Raw genomic sequence first — 14,844 nt, 5'->3', positions numbered from 1 at the left:
GAAAACTGCTGCAATGCTTACGGTGTCGGGACGAGTAATGCCTGCCAGTTCTTGGCGCGCGGATGCGCCAAGTCCGACTCGGTGTAGCGGTGACCGTCCGGCCCTGTGTAGTCACCGGTGGCCGGATCGTAGGTCGCGACGGCGACCGGCGCGGGCGGCGGCGCGGGCACCGAAGCCGTGCCTCGCGGCGGCGGCAGTCGCGGATCCTGCCCCGGCGCGTACTGCGGCACACCCTGACCGCTGTAGGTGGCGTTGGGGTCGCCCTTCCAGTTGTAGCCGTCGTTGAGTGGCACGTATTCTTCGTCGCTGTCGCACATTTCGACGGTGGGCGCACGCTTCCACGGCTTGGCCTCACATGGGATATTCCGCGCCCCACGGACATTCAGCTCGGAATCTTGCGGGACCCGGCAGTACAGATCCGCGGCCGGCCGGTCGGGAGCGTCGACGTCGGCCGGTGAGCGCCGCTGCGTGGGCGGCAGGAAGCCGGTCGTGCACGGCGGAGGCAGGTTCAGGTTGAGGTTGAAGTCCAGGTAGAAACCCTTGTATTCCTGCTTGCTGTTCAGATTCGGTATGAGTGCCGCCGACATCACCGCGATACCTTGGGGCAGCAGCACCAGGAGTTGCTCGATGTCGTGCCGGTAGACGACGGCGATGTCGCCGAGGCTGACCAGATTCGCCGTCAGCACCGGCAGTGCGGGGGTTACCCGATCGAGCAGCGCGCGGCCTTCCTCCAACCCGGCCCTGCCCTCGGTCAGCAGGTCTCGCAGCGCGGCATCCTGGGCCTTGAATTGCGCGGTGATCGCGGCGGCTCTGTTGGCCCACGTGGCGATCGCTCCCGGCGTCTGTACCTGGGAATTGAGAACGGGAGGCGCTTGGTCGATCAGAGCGGCAAGCGGGTCGACGGTCTTGCCCCCCGCGTTGGCCAATGCGGTCGACCCGTCGACGATCCGTGACAGTTCGGGGCCGAGGCCGCCCACGGCCCGATCGGCCTCGTCGATAACAGTTCGCAGGTTGTCGCGCGGAATGGCCTGCAGCGCACGGTTGGTCACGTCGAGCAGGTGTCCGATGTCGACGGGCACGTCGACCTGGCCGACGGGAATGACGTCGCCGTCGCCCAACGGCCGGGGATGTTCCCCTTCTTTGCTTGGTAGCGGGGTCAATTCGATGTACTGCTCGCCGATGGCCGAGCGGCTGTGCACCGAAGCCTCCACGTCCGAGGGCACTTTGACCCCGGAGCGCATGGCGAGCACCGCGCGCACACCGGTGGCGGTGACGTCGACCGACTTGACCTGACCCACGTCGGTGCCGCGATACGTGACGACCGACGTCCGGTAGAGGCCACCGGACTGCGGCAGGTCGACCGTGACCTTGTACTCCCCGATTCCGAACAACGTGGCGGGCAGCTTCATGAAGTCGAATGCCATTGCCCCACAGGAGACAACGGTGACCAGAGCCAGGACCGCCAACTGGATCCATGTCCGGCGGGTCAGACGCAGCATCAGTATCCCCCGTTGTGATAGGGAACGGCCAGCGGGTTGCCTGCCGTGACGGGGCTCGGTTGCATGCCGATCGTGCGTCCCCACTGCATCTCGAGCTCGGTGAGATTGCCCTCCCAGCGGGAGCCGGTGAAAAGTGAGGTGTCGATCCGACTCAACGTCAGATCGACGATCATCGTGAGGTTGGCGTAGTCGCCGCGGAACCAGTTCTTCACCGTGGAGGTCGGCCACGGGTAGGTGGCGAGTCCGTCCAAGCCCTTGGTGAGCGACGGCCCGGCGTCGGCCAGCGACCGCAGCACCGGCGCGATACTGCGCAAATTGTTGACCAGGGATTCCCTGCTCTGGTGAATGGTGTCGGCCGCGATCGCGCTGAACTTGCCGAGCTGATCGATCGCATCGGCGATCTTGGTGCGCTCCCGGGCCAGCACCGCCAGCGCCCTGGGAACCGTCTCCAGCGCCTTGTCGACGGCCTGGTCTTTGGCGGCGACCTGACCGGCCAGCGAATTGAGACTCTCGGCGGCCGCGATGATGTCGTCGGTCTGCGCGTTCGTACCGCGGATGAATTCGTCCAGTTGGCCCAGCAGACTGCGCATGTCGTTTTCCCGGCCGGCGAATGCCTTGGCGACGGCCTGGTTTATCTCCTGCAACTGCCCGAGTCCCCCGCCGTTGAGCAGCAGCGACACCGAAGCCAGGGTCTGCTCGGTGGTGGGGTACATGCTCGCATGCGCCAGCGGGATGACCGACCCGTCCCGTAGCTGACCCACCGGCGGCTCGTCCTTGGGCGGCGCGAGTTCGATGTGCATCGAACCGAGCAAACTGGTCTGCCCCAGCTTCGCGGTCGAGTTGGCCGGCAGGTGGACATCGCCGTCGATGCGCATGGTCACCAGGGCATGCCAGTCCTGCACCTCGATCTTGGTGACATCGCCGATGTTCACGTCGTTGACCCGGACGCGGGTGTTCTCCTGGATGGTCACCACGTCGGGCATCTGGGCCTGGATGGTGTAAGCGCCCGGCCCGCCGCCGGCGGTGCCTGGCAACTTGAACGAGTTCAAGCCCCGCCAGCCGCAGGCCGAAAGCGCTGCGACGCAGAGCACGCCGAGGCCGAGGGCTATCGCTCGTCTCACGGCGCCCCCGTGGGCAGCATCAGGTTCTGAAGCACCTGCGTCGAATTGTTCGCCGCGTTCGGCGGCGGAGGTGCTTCGGCCGGTGGCGGTTGCTCCGGTGCGGGGGCTTGCGCGGGAGGCGCCGGCTGAGCAACGTCGGCGGGCGGCGGGATCGCTTGAGGAGCCGTATAACCCGGCCGCAGCGAATCCTCGCTGTAGGTGATCTCGCCGGGCCGGGCCTGCGTCCCGACGAACGGGTTGATCCCCGCCGGAATGTAGTTGTAGATGCGGTTTTTGATGATCGGATTGACGTACTGCAGGCACAGCTTCGATACCCTGTCCAACCGCGCTCTGGCGGCCGCCTCGATCGAACTGCAGATCCACTGTGGGATGTCGGCGAAGTTGTTCAACGCCAGGATGCCGGTCATCGCGCTCTGCGCCGGCTGATAGATGTTCATGAAGTTCTGGAACACCGTCGGGGCGACATGCAGGATCTGCTTGATGTCAGCCCGGCTGTCGTTGAGCGCGGTCGTGATGGAACCGAGCCGGTCGAACGTAACGCCGACGGCTTCGCGATTTTCGGCGAGGAAGCCGCGCAAGTCGTCCAGCGCCCCGTCGAGGCCCTTGACTGCATTGGCGACTTCGTTGGGGGTGTTGGAGAACACGGTCGTGACGCTGGCCAGGTTGTGGTTGAGGGACGCCAACAGATCGCTGCTCGAGTACAGCGCCGAGACGAGCAGCTGAAGATTGCGGACCGTGCTGAAGATGTCGTCGGCGTGGTCACCGAGTGCCGAAATCGCTTGGGAGAGCTTGATGACGGTGTCGCGGGCAGTGTCTCCCTCGCCGCGCAGGTTGTCCGCCGCCGAGTTGATGAATTCACCGACTGAGTTCACGCCGCCGGGCGCGCTCGGCTGCAGCGCGTCGGTCAGCTTCTCCAGCTGCTTGCGGAAGTCGTCCCATTCGACGGGAACCGCGGTGCGGTTCAGCGGGATCGATGCGCCGGGGCTAAGTTTGGGGCCACCGGAATAGGCCGGCACGAGCTGGATCGCACGGGCGGTTACCAGCGACGGCGACAGGATCGCAGCGCGGGCATCGGCCGGGACCGAATACTGCTTGTCGACGGAGAAGGTGACCTTGGAGCCGCCGGGTTGCGGCTCGATGCTGTCCACCACGCCGACGGGGACGCCGAGGATCCTGATCTCGTCGCCGGCGAACAGGCCGTTGGCCTCGGTGAAATACGCCGAATACGTGTTCTTTTCGACGTCGTTCCATAGGTTCCCGGCGATCAGCAGCGATGCGACGGCCAGGGTGGCGACCAAGGTGATGGCGGTCGCTTTCCGCAGAGTCCGGCGGGTCATGGTCACTGACCCCCGGTTACGGCGGGTGCGGGCGTGGTGGGTTCGGGGGGCGGGCCCGGCGCGGGCGCCGGCGAGGGCGGCTGAGACCAGATCGGATGCGGAGCATCCTCGGGCGGAATGGGCGGGGTTCCGGTTGGCGGATCCACCGCCTCCGACGGCAACTTCTGGTTCGGGTCCAGCGGCCTGTCGTACATTCGTGCGTCCAGCGTGGGACCGCCCAGCTGACCGGGGATCAGGTTGGCAACGTATGCCTTGAAAAACGGCCCGGATCCGAGGACTTCGCCGAACGACATCGCATACCGTTTGAATTTCGGCAGGGTCCGCTGGATTTCTTCCTTGCGGTTGTCCAGAATCTCGAGCACCCCGTTGAGCTTGTCGAGCGCCGGCTTGAGCTGGGTCCGGTTGTCGTCGACCAGCCCCGAGATCTGGTGTGAGACCGCGGTGAGGTTGTTCATCAGCGCGTCGAGTGAATCGCGTTCGTCCAGCAGAGCCGCCAGTAGCGCGTTCGAGTTCGCCACCAGGCCGGCGATCTGCCGGCTGCGCCGGCCCAGCACACCCGAGACCTTGTCGGCGTTCGCCAGGACGTGGCGCAGCTGCTCGTCGCGATTGTTGAGGGTTTGCGAGAACCGGGCCACGCCGTCCAGCGCGGGCTTGAGATCCGCCGGTGTTTCCTTGAACGTGTTGGCCAGTGTGGTCAGCGCCGAGGACAACTGGTTGGTGTCCAGCCCGCTGATCGTGGTCGTCAGGTCGCCCAGCGCCACGGGCAGGTCGTACGGCGAGGTGGTGCGCTCCAGTGGAATGCTGCCCGTCAGCCTGCCCTCTCCGCGGGGGGTCAGTTCCACCATCTTGCTGCCCAGGATGGTCTCCGTCTTGATGGCCGCCTCGGTGCGGTCACCCAGCTCGATCCCGTTGCGAACGGTGAATCCGACCCGAACTCTGTTGCCTTCCAGGCGGACGCTCGACACCCGCCCGACGCCCATGCCGGAAACGCGGACGGTGCTGCCGGGTTTGATCCCGCCCGCTTCGGAGAAGTACGCCGAGTAGTCGGTCGTCCTTTTGATCAACGGCAGTTTGTCGTACTGAAATGCCGCGACGGTCATCAGGACGACGATCGCGGTTCCGATGACGCCGATCATGACCGGGCTGCGCTGGCCCACTGGTTTGAGGCTGGGTAGCTTCATTGCGGCGTGCACCGCCCGCTGGGCTGTCCGAGCAGTTTGACATAGATCGGATTGCCGCCCTTGCCGTTCAGCTTGAGCAGCACCTCGCAGAAATAGAAGCCGAAGTAGTCGCCGTTGAGGCCTTGCCGTGCCAGTACCTGATAGGTGTCGGGAAGCTGCTTGAGCAAGTTGTCGACGTACTCGCGGTCGGCGAGGATCTGCGCAGACATGCGGTCCGTCTCGTGCACCACGTCCTTGATCGGCTGGCGCGCCTGGACCAGCAGGTCGGTGACGGATCCGGCAGCCGCGTTGATGTAGGCCAGCCCGGTGGAGATGTCATCCTTGCGCTGCGCCAGGCCTTCCACAAGCTGCGACAGCTTGTCCAGGCCGTCGGAGAACTCTTTGTCGCGAACCGCGAAAGTGTGCAACACGGTGTTCAGGTTGGTGATCAGCTCGCCGATCAGCTCGCTGCGCCCTGCCAGCGTCGAGGTCAGCACAGAGGTTTGCGACAGCACCGAGGCGATGGTGCCGCCCTGTCCCTGGAAGATTCGCAACAGTTGGCCGGACAGGGCGTTGACCTGATCGGGGTCCAGCGCGCGGAACAACGGCCGGAATCCGCCGATGAGGGCGTCCACGTCCAGCGCCGGCGACGTTCGCGAGAGCGGGATCGTCGCACCGGGTGGTAGCCGGTGTGGCGGCCCCGGCCCGTCCTCGAGCGCGAGATAGCGGTCGCCGATCAGGTTTTCGTAGCGGACGACAGCCCTGGTCCCCTCGGTGAGCCGGACGCCTTTGTCGACTCCGAAGCCGACCGTGACCGTGCCGTCGCGATGCAGGGTGAGGTCCCCGACCTTGCCGACCTCCACCCCGGCGATGCGGACGAAGTTGCCGGACTTCAGACCGGAGATGTTGCTGAAGACCGCTTGATAGCCGGTGCGGTCCTCGAAGCGCATCTGCCCGAACACGGCGAGGAGCGCGAACGTGAAGACGAGGCACACGGCGGTGAACAGTGAAACCCGTGCAATGGTGCCGGACAGTTTCCTTCTCATGGCGGCGGCTGCCCCCCGCGGAAGAAGTAGCGTGGCGCTTCGGGCGGATTTTTCGTGGTCGGGAAGTAGTTGGACCACCAGGGGTTCCCGGCGGCCACATTGGTGCGGATCTCGTTGGGAGCCGCGCCCCAGCCGGTGTCGGTGACCAGCGCACGCACCGGGAAGTTCGCGCTCGGATCGGGTAGCGATCCACAGCTGGGCCTGCCGCCGGGACCGCCCGTGGCGTTCACTTTCGGCAGGTGTTTCGGGTATCGGTACGGGTCGTCGCCGAAGAGCAGACCGGCATCCATGATGAACGAATAGCCGTTGCCGCCCAGCATGTCCCGGCCGCCGTGATCGACGTACCACTGCGCGCCTTGAAACAGGCAGGTGAAGGTCGGGGAGTATTTCGCGAACAGCGCCGTGGTCGGATCGAGCAGGCCGATCGACCGCACGATGTTCGATTCGTTTCTGCCGATGACGTTGATGCCGGTTTGGCTGAAGCCCGCCACGGTCAGCAGCAGTGAGTCGAGTGACTGCTGGTCTTGTGTGACGGTGGCGCTGGTGGTCGTAGCCGAGTCGAGGATCGCCAAAATGTCTTGCGCCGCATCCGAATAGATGGCCGCCGTCTTGCCGAACAGCTGCCAATCCCGGCGAATCGTCTCCATCCGGGGGTTGACGGTCAACAGCACATCGTTGGCATTGGTGATCGCTTCGCCGATCCGTTCACCCTTGCCGCGCACCGCCTGTGAGAAGGAAGACAGGATCGCGTTCAGCTTCGCCGGGTCGAGGACCTGCAGCACCGACTCAAGATTCTGGAAAACTGTGTTCACCTCGACGGTGACGTTGCGGGAATGCACCACCGCACCCGGTTTCAGCGGGACGCGGCTGGGATGCTCGGGCACGATCAGGTCGACGTACTTGGACCCGAACGCGGTGGTCGACTTGATCTCCGCCGCCAAGTCGCTCGGCAGGTACTTGAACGGACCCGGATCCATCTTCAGTTGCAGCTGCGCCGCTTTCACATCGGTGGCGATCGTGGCGACCTGGCCGATCTGCACCCCACGCAACTTGACCTTGGCGCCGGGCTCCATCACCAGCCCAGCGCGGTCGGACACCAGCGTGAGCGGAATATACGTGGTGAACTTGCCGGTGAAGGACCCAGCGGTCAGCGCGATCAGAATCGCGGGCAGGATGAACAACGCCGGCGCCCACCAGATCGGATCGATCCTGCTGGTGCGCGCTCTGTTGATTCTGCCTGCCGTGTCGCCGGCAGTGTCGAGTCGGTTGCTCATGCGGTCATCCGGACAGGTTGAAATTGCCGGACTGCCCGTACACGGACAGCATGATCATCAGGGCCACGAAGGCCGTGACGATCATCGACGAGCGCACCGAACGACCAACCGCTTCACCGACACCCGCAGGACCACCGGTGGCCGTGAAACCGTAGTAGGTGTGCACGACCATGACGCCTGTCGCCATCGCCAGGACCGCCAGAAACGACCACATCAGATCGGTGGGCCGCAAGAACGTGGAGAAGTAGTGCTCGTACACGCCGCGTGACTGACCGTACAAGTTGATCGTCAGGAATTTGGCCGAGAAGAAGGACATCAGAACTGCAACCGCGTAGAGCGGGATGACCACGATGACGCCGGCGATGATCCGTGTCGAGGACAGGTAAGGGATTGACCGGATGCCCATGACCTCGAGGGCGTCGATCTCCTCGTTGATGCGCATCGCGCCCAGTTGAGCCGTCGTCCCCGCGCCGATCGTGGCGGCCAATGCCACCCCGGCGGTGCACGGCGCGATCATGCGGACATTGAAGAAGGCGGACAGAAATCCGGTAAGCGCCTCGACGCCGATGTTGGACAAGGCGTCATAGCCCTGCACCGCGACAAGGGCACCGGTGGTCAGGGTGAGGAAGCCGATGATGCCGACGGTGCCCCCGATGACCGCGAGCGCCCCGGTCCCCATACCCATGTCCGCGATCAGCCGCAGAACTTCTCCCGGGTAGCGGCGTACCGCGTCCGCGGTCGAAGCCAAGGATTGCCCGTAGAACGCCGTCTGTTCGCCCAGCCTTCGGGTTGCCGCCACCAGTCTCGGCCCCACAGTGATGAACCACGGGGGCTCGCCTGCCGCCGCCTCGGTCACTTGGCGGTCACCTTCACTCCGAGCGCGGTGACCACGATGTTGATGAAGAACAACGCCATGAACGAGAACACCACGGTCTCGTTCACTGCGTTGCCGACGCCGGTGGGGCCACCGCCCACCGAGAGACCCTTGTAGCAGGCGATCAGGCCGGCGGACAGCCCGAACAGGGTCGCCTTGATGAGCGAGATCACCACCTGCGGGAGCCCCGTGATCAAGGTCATCCCGGCGATGAACGCTCCCGGGGTGACGTGCTGGACAAAGACCACGAAGATGTAACTGCCCGTCAGGCCGGTGACCGCGACCACCGAGTAGAGCAGCATCGCGACGAAGGTGGCGGCGATGATGCGCGGAACCACCAGCGCCTGAATCGGATTGACACCCATCACCTTCATCGCGTCGATCTCTTCACGGATGGTGCGGGCGCCGAGGTCCGCGCACATCGCGGTCGACCCGGCGCCGGCAACCGCCATCGCGGTCACGACCGGCCCGACCTGGGTCACCGAAGCGAGCCCGGCGCCGGCCCCCGACAGGTCCCCCGCACCTATCTCGACGAGCAGGATGTTGAGCACGAAGACGATCAGCACCGTATACGGGATCGACAGCATGATCGTCGGGAAGATCGAGACGCGGGCGACGAACCAGATCTGCTCGAGGAGCTCGCGCCACGCCCACGGCCCGCGCACCGTGGCGACCAACGATTCGATGCTGAGGATGAAGAACTGGCCCAAAGCGTTCATGGGCTTTGCAACGATTGCGCCGGTCATAGGGTCCGTTCAATCCAGCGGACGTCTATATGGCTCAATGCACAGCCCCATTCTCTCCGGTCATTTCGCCCAGCAATTAACTTCCTTGTAATGGCTGACACGAAAGCGTCATGCTTTTGCCGACCACGATGCCTATTTGCGCGCATAGAACAAGCAAGACACTAACGGGCAGTGCATGACGGCGTGAGCCTTGCGATCAAGCAGAAGAAATCTGGCAAGCGGGGTCGAGACTCGGCCAACAGTTCATGGCTTCCCGGTGACGCGGTATGCTTCCACCTGCGCGAAGCCTCGGATTCCAGTCCGATGTGCGCCGCTCGAAGGCGGCGCTCGAAGACGCTGGGACCCGCGCGCAGCCGACGCCATACGACGCCTCGGGCGCTTTGCAAGCGCCAATGACCGACGGAATCTTGTCGTGGTTCGACTTTTCATCTGCAGGCAAAGCAATCGAGAATTCATGGCCACCGTACTGTCGGGCTGCGCCCCGAACATCACGCTTTGGAGAAATGGCACTCGAAACAAGGGTTTGATTCAGCGTGAGCGGAAATGCACGGCCTGCGGTGGCGCGCCGGTCTGGATACGCTCATCGGGTGCCAACTACCCCGTCGTCGTACATCGTGCTGGCTTCCCAGCGCAGTGGGAGCACTCTGCTGGTGGAATCGCTGCGGGCCACCGGTGTAGCCGGTGAACCCCAGGAATTCTTCCAATACCTACCCACCACCAGCCAGGCGCCCCAGCCCCGGGAATGGTTCGCCGACGTCAAGGACGAATCGATCCTGCGACTGCTCGACCCGACCGACCCCGGGACGCCGGACCTTGCGCCGGCGGAGATCTGGCGCGACTACATCCGCACCGTCGGCAGAACTCCGAACGGAGTGTGGGGCGGCAAACTGATGTGGAACCAGACGCCGCTGCTGCTGACCCGCGCCAAGAACCTGCAGCAGCGAAGCGGCGACGGCCTGCTGGCAGCGATCCGCGACGTGGTGGGCGAGGAACCGCTCTTCATCCATGTCTACCGCCCCGACGTCGTGTCACAGGCGGTCTCCTTCTGGCGCGCGGTGCAGACGCGGGTGTGGCGTGGCCGGCCCGACCCGGTCCGCGACGCGCGCGCCACCTACCACGCCCAGGCGATCGCCCATATCGTCGCGATGCTCCGTGCGCAGGAAGAGGGCTGGACCAATTGGTTCGCCGAAGAAGGCGTCCAACCATTGGTGGTCCCATATGAGGTGTTGTGGCGCAACCTGACCCGCGTGGTCGCCGACATCCTCGAGGCGTTGGGGCTCGACCCGCGGCTTGCGCCCGAGCCGGTGCTGGAGCGTCAGGCCGACAGACGATCCGACGAGTGGGTGCATCACTACCGTGCCGACGCCGAGAAATACGGCCTCCCAACGTGACCACACGACCGCGAACGGAACCAAGCTCACCGACTGACCTAAATTCAGGCCGATCCAATCACTTGGTTCCCTGCGGCCGGACGCGCCACCATTCCGTCAGCAGAACGGGCCGGACTCGTTGGAGGAGCAGTCACCGTGGGCGAAGGCGAGTCAGATAACGGGCGGGACCAAGACCCGCTGCGCGGGCCGGATCGCAAGCCCGACTGGGCAAGTCGTGTCAGTTCGGTGTCGGTGGACTGGTGGGCGACGGCGGTGGCGGGTGTGATCGTCGCGCTGGCGGTCGCTGACGTCCTTCCGAAGATCCCCTGGTGACCGGCGTGAGCACAGTTCGCGTCGAGCCCGACGAAACATCTGCCGAAGCGGCATTCACCAGCACCCGGCCACTCGACTACGTGCCGGGCGTACTCCTCCTGGTAGGTGTGGGCTTGCTCGGCAAATACGCCCAGATCTGGTGGAACGGGCTGGCCAAACACCACCACTGGACCGTGCCCGACATCGAATATGTGTTGTGGGCCATCGTGATCGGGCTGCTGATCACCAACACCGTCGGCCTGCACCCGATATTCCGTCCCGGCGTGTTGACCTACGAATTCTGGCTCAAGGTCGGGATCGTCACGCTCGGTTCGCGCTTCGTGCTGGGCGACATCGCCAAACTCGGCGGTGCCAGCCTGGTGCAGATCTTGGTGGACATGGCGATCGCGGGGACGGTCATCATCGTCGTGGCGCGCGCCTTCGGGCTCTCGGGCAAGCTCGCATCGCTGTTGGCGATCGGCACCTCCATCTGCGGCGTGTCGGCGATCGTGGCGGCCCGGGGGGCGATCCGGGCCCGCAACTCCGACGTCAGTTACGCGATCGCGGCGATCCTGGCGTTGGGCGCCGTGTCCCTATTCGCGTTGCCGCCGCTGGGCCACGCGATCGGGCTCTCCGATCACGAATTCGGGCTGTGGGCCGGCCTTTCGGTGGACAACACGGCGGAAACCACCGCCACCGGCTACCTGTACTCCGATCATGCCGGCAAGATCGCGGTGCTGGTCAAGTCGACCCGTAACGCGCTGATCGGCTTCGTCGTGCTGGGCTTCGCGCTGTTCTGGGCGGCCCGCGGTCAGGCCGATGCGGTCGCGCCCGGCGCCAAGGCCAAGGCCGCGTTCGTGTGGGAGAAGTTCCCGAAGTTCGTGCTCGGCTTTCTGGCGGTTTCGGCGATCGCGACCGCACACTGGTTGACCAAGGGTCAGTCCGCCAATCTTGCGAACGTGTCGAAATGGGCGTTCCTGCTGACTTTTGCGGGTGTGGGCCTCAACACCGACATCCGCCAGATCGCGCGCACCGGCTGGCGGCCGCTCGTGGTCGCGATCATCGGGCTCACCGTGGTCGCCTCGGTCTCCCTGGGCATCGTGCTGCTCACCTCACGCGTATTCGGTTGGTACGCGGGCACGTAGGGCTTCACCCGAGGTTGGTGCCGCCCTCGGCGATCCGCCGTACCGCGTTCAGGAACACGTCGACCTCCTCGAACGTGTTGTAGAACGCGAACGACGGACGAACGGTCGCCTCCAGGCCGAGGCGACGCAGGATGGGCTGGGCGCAGTGGTGACCGGCGCGCACCGCAATCCCTTCGGCATTGAGTGCCTTGCCCACCTCCAGCGGGTCGTGGCCGGCCAGAACGAACGACAACACGCTGGCCTTCTCGGTTGCGGTGCCCACGAGCCGCACGCCCGGGACGGCGGCCAGGCGCGGTGTCGCGTACTCCAGCACCGCGTGCTCGTACGCCGCGATGCGGTCGACACCGAGCCGCTCGACGTAGCGCAGCGCTTCCCCGAGCCCGACGGCGTCGGCGATGTTTCCGGTACCGGCTTCGAATTTGCTCGGCAGCCCCTGATACAGCGACCGCTCCAGGGTCACGTCGGCGATCATGTTGCCGCCGCCCTGCCACGGAGGTGTCTCGGTGAGCGCCTCCTCGGTTCCGTAGAGCACACCAATCCCGGTGGGCCCGTAGATCTTATGGCCCGAGAACACGAAGAAGTCGGCGCCGAGCGTGGAGACGTCCACCGGAATGTGCTGAACGGACTGTGCCCCGTCGATCAGAACTCGTGCGCCGTAGCGGTGACCAAGTTCGACGATCTGCTCGACCGGGGTCACCGTGCCCAGCGCGTTCGAGACCTGGGTGGCCGCAACCAGCTTCGTCCTCGGCCCGAGCAGATCCTCGAATTCTGTCATCAGCAGGTTGCCGGCGTCGTCAACGGGCGCGACCTTCAGCACCGCGCCGGTTTTCTGCGAAATCATCTGCCAGGGAACGATGTTCGCGTGGTGCTCGAGATGGGTGATGACGATCTCGTCACCGGGCGACAGGTGCTTGCCGCCCCACGCGTACGCCACCAGGTTGATCGCCTCGGTGGTGCCGCGCACGAAAATGATCTCTTCGCTCTTGGCCGCGCCGATGAACCGCCGAACCGTGTCGCGGGCCTCTTCGTAGGCGTCGGTCGCCCGAGCCGCCAGCTCGTGCGCCGCGCGGTGGATGTTGGAGTTCTCGTGCGCGTAGAAGTACGCCAGCCGGTCGATCACCGCCTGCGGCTTCTGGGTGGTCGCGGCGTTGTCGAACCAGACGAGCGGCTTTCCGTTGACGGTTTCCCGAAGGATCGGGAAATCCGCCCGCACCGCATTCACGTCGAAGATCTCGTGCTCGTCCGGAAACCGTGGCACCGGGCCAATTTGGGCCAACGAGGGGACGAGGAAGTGGTAATTGCGCTCGTCACCGGCCGGGGCGTTAGTCCCGGGAGCGTCAGACCAGCCGAGGTCGGCCACCGACGGCGCCTCAGGCACCAACGAAGCTGCCGAACTGTGCGGAGGCGTCGCGACGGCCGGCGTGGTCCCGGCCAGCACGCCGGGCACGGTGGGCACGATGCCGGTCGGCACCGCGAAGGCGGTCAGGTCGGCAAGGCCGCGACCCGGGTAGGGGCCGGCCGCCCGCGGCGCGACCGATACCGTCTGCGGCGGGCCTGGGGCCGGCTCGGGAGACGTCGGCGCGGGAACGTAGATGTCGGTGAAACCCAGCGCCGGAACCGGCGCCGGGGACACGTCGGCGGCTCGGGCGGCGCCCTGCCCGGCCGACGTGGCCGCGGTGAGGTCGGGCACAGTGCCCCGCGGCGCGACGGGCGCGGTTTGCGGCGGACTGTCGAAGCCCGGCCGGAAACTGGACGCGTAGAGCTGATTGGCCAGCGCGGCCAGTTCCGCGGCGCTGATGGGCAGCTCGCTTTCGGCGTCTACCGAGCGGTACTCACTTGTACTCATGGAACAGGTCCACATTGACGTCGTCGAGCACGGCGAGCGCGTCGTCAGTGAGGACAGCCAACGATGTGTATTGGGTGACCAGGTAGGTGGCGATCGCCGACTGGTTGATGCCGGTGAACCGCACCGACAGGCCCGGCGCCTGTTCACCGACCAGGCCCGGCTGGAACAGGCCCACCACGCCCTGACGCTCCTCGCCGGTGCGCACCAGGATGAACTTGGTTTTGCCGTCCTCCACCGGCACCTTGTCGGAAGGGATCAGCGGAATGCCGCGCCAGGTGATGAACTGGGCGCCGAAAAGGCTCACCACCACGGGCGGCACACCGCGGTAGGTGGCCTCACGGCCGAACGCGGCAATCCCGAGCGGGTGGGTGAGGAAGAAGCTGGGTGTTTTCCAGACCTTGGTGATGAGCGCGTCCAGGTCATCAGGGGTCGGTCCGCCGGTCAGCGTCTGGATCGTCTGCTCCGGAGTCGCCTGGGCGAGCAACCCGTACTCGGGGCTGTTGACCAGTTCGGATTCCTGGCGCTCCTTAATCGTCTCGATGGTCAGTCGTAGCTGCTGGGCAATCTGATCGTGCGGGCTGGAATACAGGTCGGAGACCCGGGTGTGGATGTCCACCAGGGTCGAAATGCTGCGCAGCGTGTACTCGCGCGGGCTGGTCTCGTAGTCGACGTAGGTGTACGGAAGCGGTTCTTCGGTGCCGCCGCCGGCTTCGGCCTTAATCGCGACGCGTTCCGGATTGACCACGCGGTTCACCCGGTAGATGCCCGCCTCAACCGGCACCCAGCTGAGCAGGTGTAGCAACCACCGCGGGGTGATTGTCGAGAGCTGCGGGACTGTCTTGGTCGCGTTGGCAAGCTGCCGGGCGGCGAGATCGCCAAGTGCTTGAGACTCGTTTTGGGCCGACGTCATGGTGGTCCTTCCGTGCATCGTCGAATACTGCGACGGTTCGGCAGGTCCAAGATCGCCCCGCCGTGATCACGTCCGAGCGCCGAGCCTAGGCAAGTGTACGACCGGGGGGAAAGGATTACAGCCTTAGTGAATCAAACGGGCAAATGCGCTGATGCCCTATAGTGGGCTCCATGCAACAGGCCGTACAGCTGCGCTTCGTTCCTA

13 protein-coding genes are annotated in these 14,844 nt (G+C 65.3%); 3 read left to right on the top strand and 10 right to left on the bottom strand.

Going from position 1 to position 14,844, the window contains the following annotated elements; translation table 11 throughout:
* Positions 1-17: 17 nt before the first annotated feature.
* The 8 genes from BN971_RS00600 to BN971_RS00565 are packed head-to-tail and all read right to left on the bottom strand — an operon-like array spanning position 18 to position 9,057.
* The gene (locus tag BN971_RS00600) at positions 18-1,499 is read right to left on the bottom strand and encodes an MCE family protein (RefSeq protein WP_085183459.1); all 1,482 of its coding nucleotides are present in this window, start codon (positions 1,497-1,499) and stop codon (positions 18-20) included.
* Positions 1,499-2,620: an MCE family protein gene (locus tag BN971_RS00595; RefSeq protein WP_085183460.1), complete on the bottom strand. Its 1,122-nt coding sequence runs from the start codon at positions 2,618-2,620 to the stop codon at positions 1,499-1,501. The genes BN971_RS00600 and BN971_RS00595 overlap by 1 nt, the downstream gene beginning before the upstream one ends.
* Entirely contained in the window at positions 2,617-3,963 is a 1,347-nt protein-coding gene (locus tag BN971_RS00590) for an MCE family protein (protein WP_085183461.1), read from the bottom strand. The genes BN971_RS00595 and BN971_RS00590 overlap by 4 nt, the downstream gene beginning before the upstream one ends.
* Positions 3,960-5,138, bottom strand: a complete 1,179-nt coding sequence (locus BN971_RS00585; protein ID WP_139027017.1) for an MCE family protein — start codon at positions 5,136-5,138, stop codon at positions 3,960-3,962. The genes BN971_RS00590 and BN971_RS00585 overlap by 4 nt, the downstream gene beginning before the upstream one ends.
* Entirely contained in the window at positions 5,135-6,163 is a 1,029-nt protein-coding gene (locus tag BN971_RS00580) for an MCE family protein (protein ID WP_085183462.1), read from the bottom strand. Before BN971_RS00580 ends, BN971_RS00585 begins: the two co-directional genes overlap by 4 nt.
* Positions 6,160-7,437, bottom strand: coding sequence for an MCE family protein (locus BN971_RS00575; protein WP_085183463.1), 1,278 nt, complete (start codon positions 7,435-7,437; stop codon positions 6,160-6,162). Before BN971_RS00575 ends, BN971_RS00580 begins: the two co-directional genes overlap by 4 nt.
* Before the next feature lie 4 nt (positions 7,438-7,441).
* Positions 7,442-8,293 (bottom strand): MlaE family ABC transporter permease, encoded by an 852-nt coding sequence (locus BN971_RS00570; RefSeq protein WP_085183464.1) that lies wholly within the window; start codon positions 8,291-8,293, stop codon positions 7,442-7,444.
* The gene (locus tag BN971_RS00565) at positions 8,290-9,057 is read right to left on the bottom strand and encodes an MlaE family ABC transporter permease (RefSeq protein WP_085183465.1); all 768 of its coding nucleotides are present in this window, start codon (positions 9,055-9,057) and stop codon (positions 8,290-8,292) included. The genes BN971_RS00570 and BN971_RS00565 overlap by 4 nt, the downstream gene beginning before the upstream one ends.
* Before the next feature lie 587 nt (positions 9,058-9,644).
* Here BN971_RS00565 and stf0 point away from each other — a divergent pair.
* From stf0 to BN971_RS00555, 3 genes are all read left to right on the top strand, one after another.
* Entirely contained in the window at positions 9,645-10,448 is an 804-nt protein-coding gene (gene stf0 / locus BN971_RS00560) for a trehalose 2-sulfotransferase (protein WP_085183466.1), read from the top strand.
* A gap of 135 nt (positions 10,449-10,583) precedes the next feature.
* A complete protein-coding gene (locus BN971_RS24860) occupies positions 10,584-10,760 on the top strand; it encodes a hypothetical protein (RefSeq protein ID WP_169718687.1) in 177 nt (58 codons plus the stop codon).
* The gene (locus BN971_RS00555; protein WP_085183467.1) at positions 10,754-11,884 is read left to right on the top strand and encodes a YeiH family protein; all 1,131 of its coding nucleotides are present in this window, start codon (positions 10,754-10,756) and stop codon (positions 11,882-11,884) included. The genes BN971_RS24860 and BN971_RS00555 overlap by 7 nt, the downstream gene beginning before the upstream one ends.
* Before the next feature lie 4 nt (positions 11,885-11,888).
* Here the strand turns inward: BN971_RS00555 and BN971_RS00550 are convergent, their stop codons facing one another.
* Positions 11,889-13,730, bottom strand: a complete 1,842-nt coding sequence (locus tag BN971_RS00550; RefSeq protein ID WP_090349713.1) for a family 2A encapsulin nanocompartment cargo protein cysteine desulfurase — start codon at positions 13,728-13,730, stop codon at positions 11,889-11,891.
* Positions 13,717-14,640 carry a family 2A encapsulin nanocompartment shell protein gene (locus BN971_RS00545; protein ID WP_085183468.1) on the bottom strand — a complete coding sequence of 308 codons (924 nt, stop codon included), beginning with the start codon at positions 14,638-14,640 and terminating at the stop codon, positions 13,717-13,719. Before BN971_RS00545 ends, BN971_RS00550 begins: the two co-directional genes overlap by 14 nt.
* Between the last annotated feature and the right edge of the window lie 204 nt (positions 14,641-14,844).

Origin of the sequence: Mycobacterium bohemicum DSM 44277, assembly GCF_001053185.1 — a bacterium.
Taxonomy (GTDB): domain Bacteria; phylum Actinomycetota; class Actinomycetes; order Mycobacteriales; family Mycobacteriaceae; genus Mycobacterium; species Mycobacterium bohemicum.
Note: the sequence above shows the minus strand (reverse complement) of the source record. Positions and strands in the feature narration are given on the sequence as shown.

What these genes read in the sequence shown, in the direction of transcription:
- BN971_RS00585 (WP_139027017.1), bottom strand. Translation starts at nt 5,138, where the DNA reads ATGAAGCTACCCAGCCTCAAACCAGTGGGCCAGCGCAGCCCGGTCATG.
- BN971_RS00565 (WP_085183465.1), bottom strand. Translation starts at nt 9,057, where the DNA reads ATGACCGGCGCAATCGTTGCAAAGCCCATGAACGCTTTGGGCCAGTTC.
- BN971_RS00580 (WP_085183462.1), bottom strand. Translation starts at nt 6,163, where the DNA reads ATGAGAAGGAAACTGTCCGGCACCATTGCACGGGTTTCACTGTTCACC.
- BN971_RS00600 (WP_085183459.1), bottom strand. Translation starts at nt 1,499, where the DNA reads ATGCTGCGTCTGACCCGCCGGACATGGATCCAGTTGGCGGTCCTGGCT.
- BN971_RS00575 (WP_085183463.1), bottom strand. Translation starts at nt 7,437, where the DNA reads ATGAGCAACCGACTCGACACTGCCGGCGACACGGCAGGCAGAATCAAC.
- BN971_RS00550 (WP_090349713.1), bottom strand. Translation starts at nt 13,730, where the DNA reads ATGAGTACAAGTGAGTACCGCTCGGTAGACGCCGAAAGCGAGCTGCCC.
- BN971_RS00545 (WP_085183468.1), bottom strand. Translation starts at nt 14,640, where the DNA reads ATGACGTCGGCCCAAAACGAGTCTCAAGCACTTGGCGATCTCGCCGCC.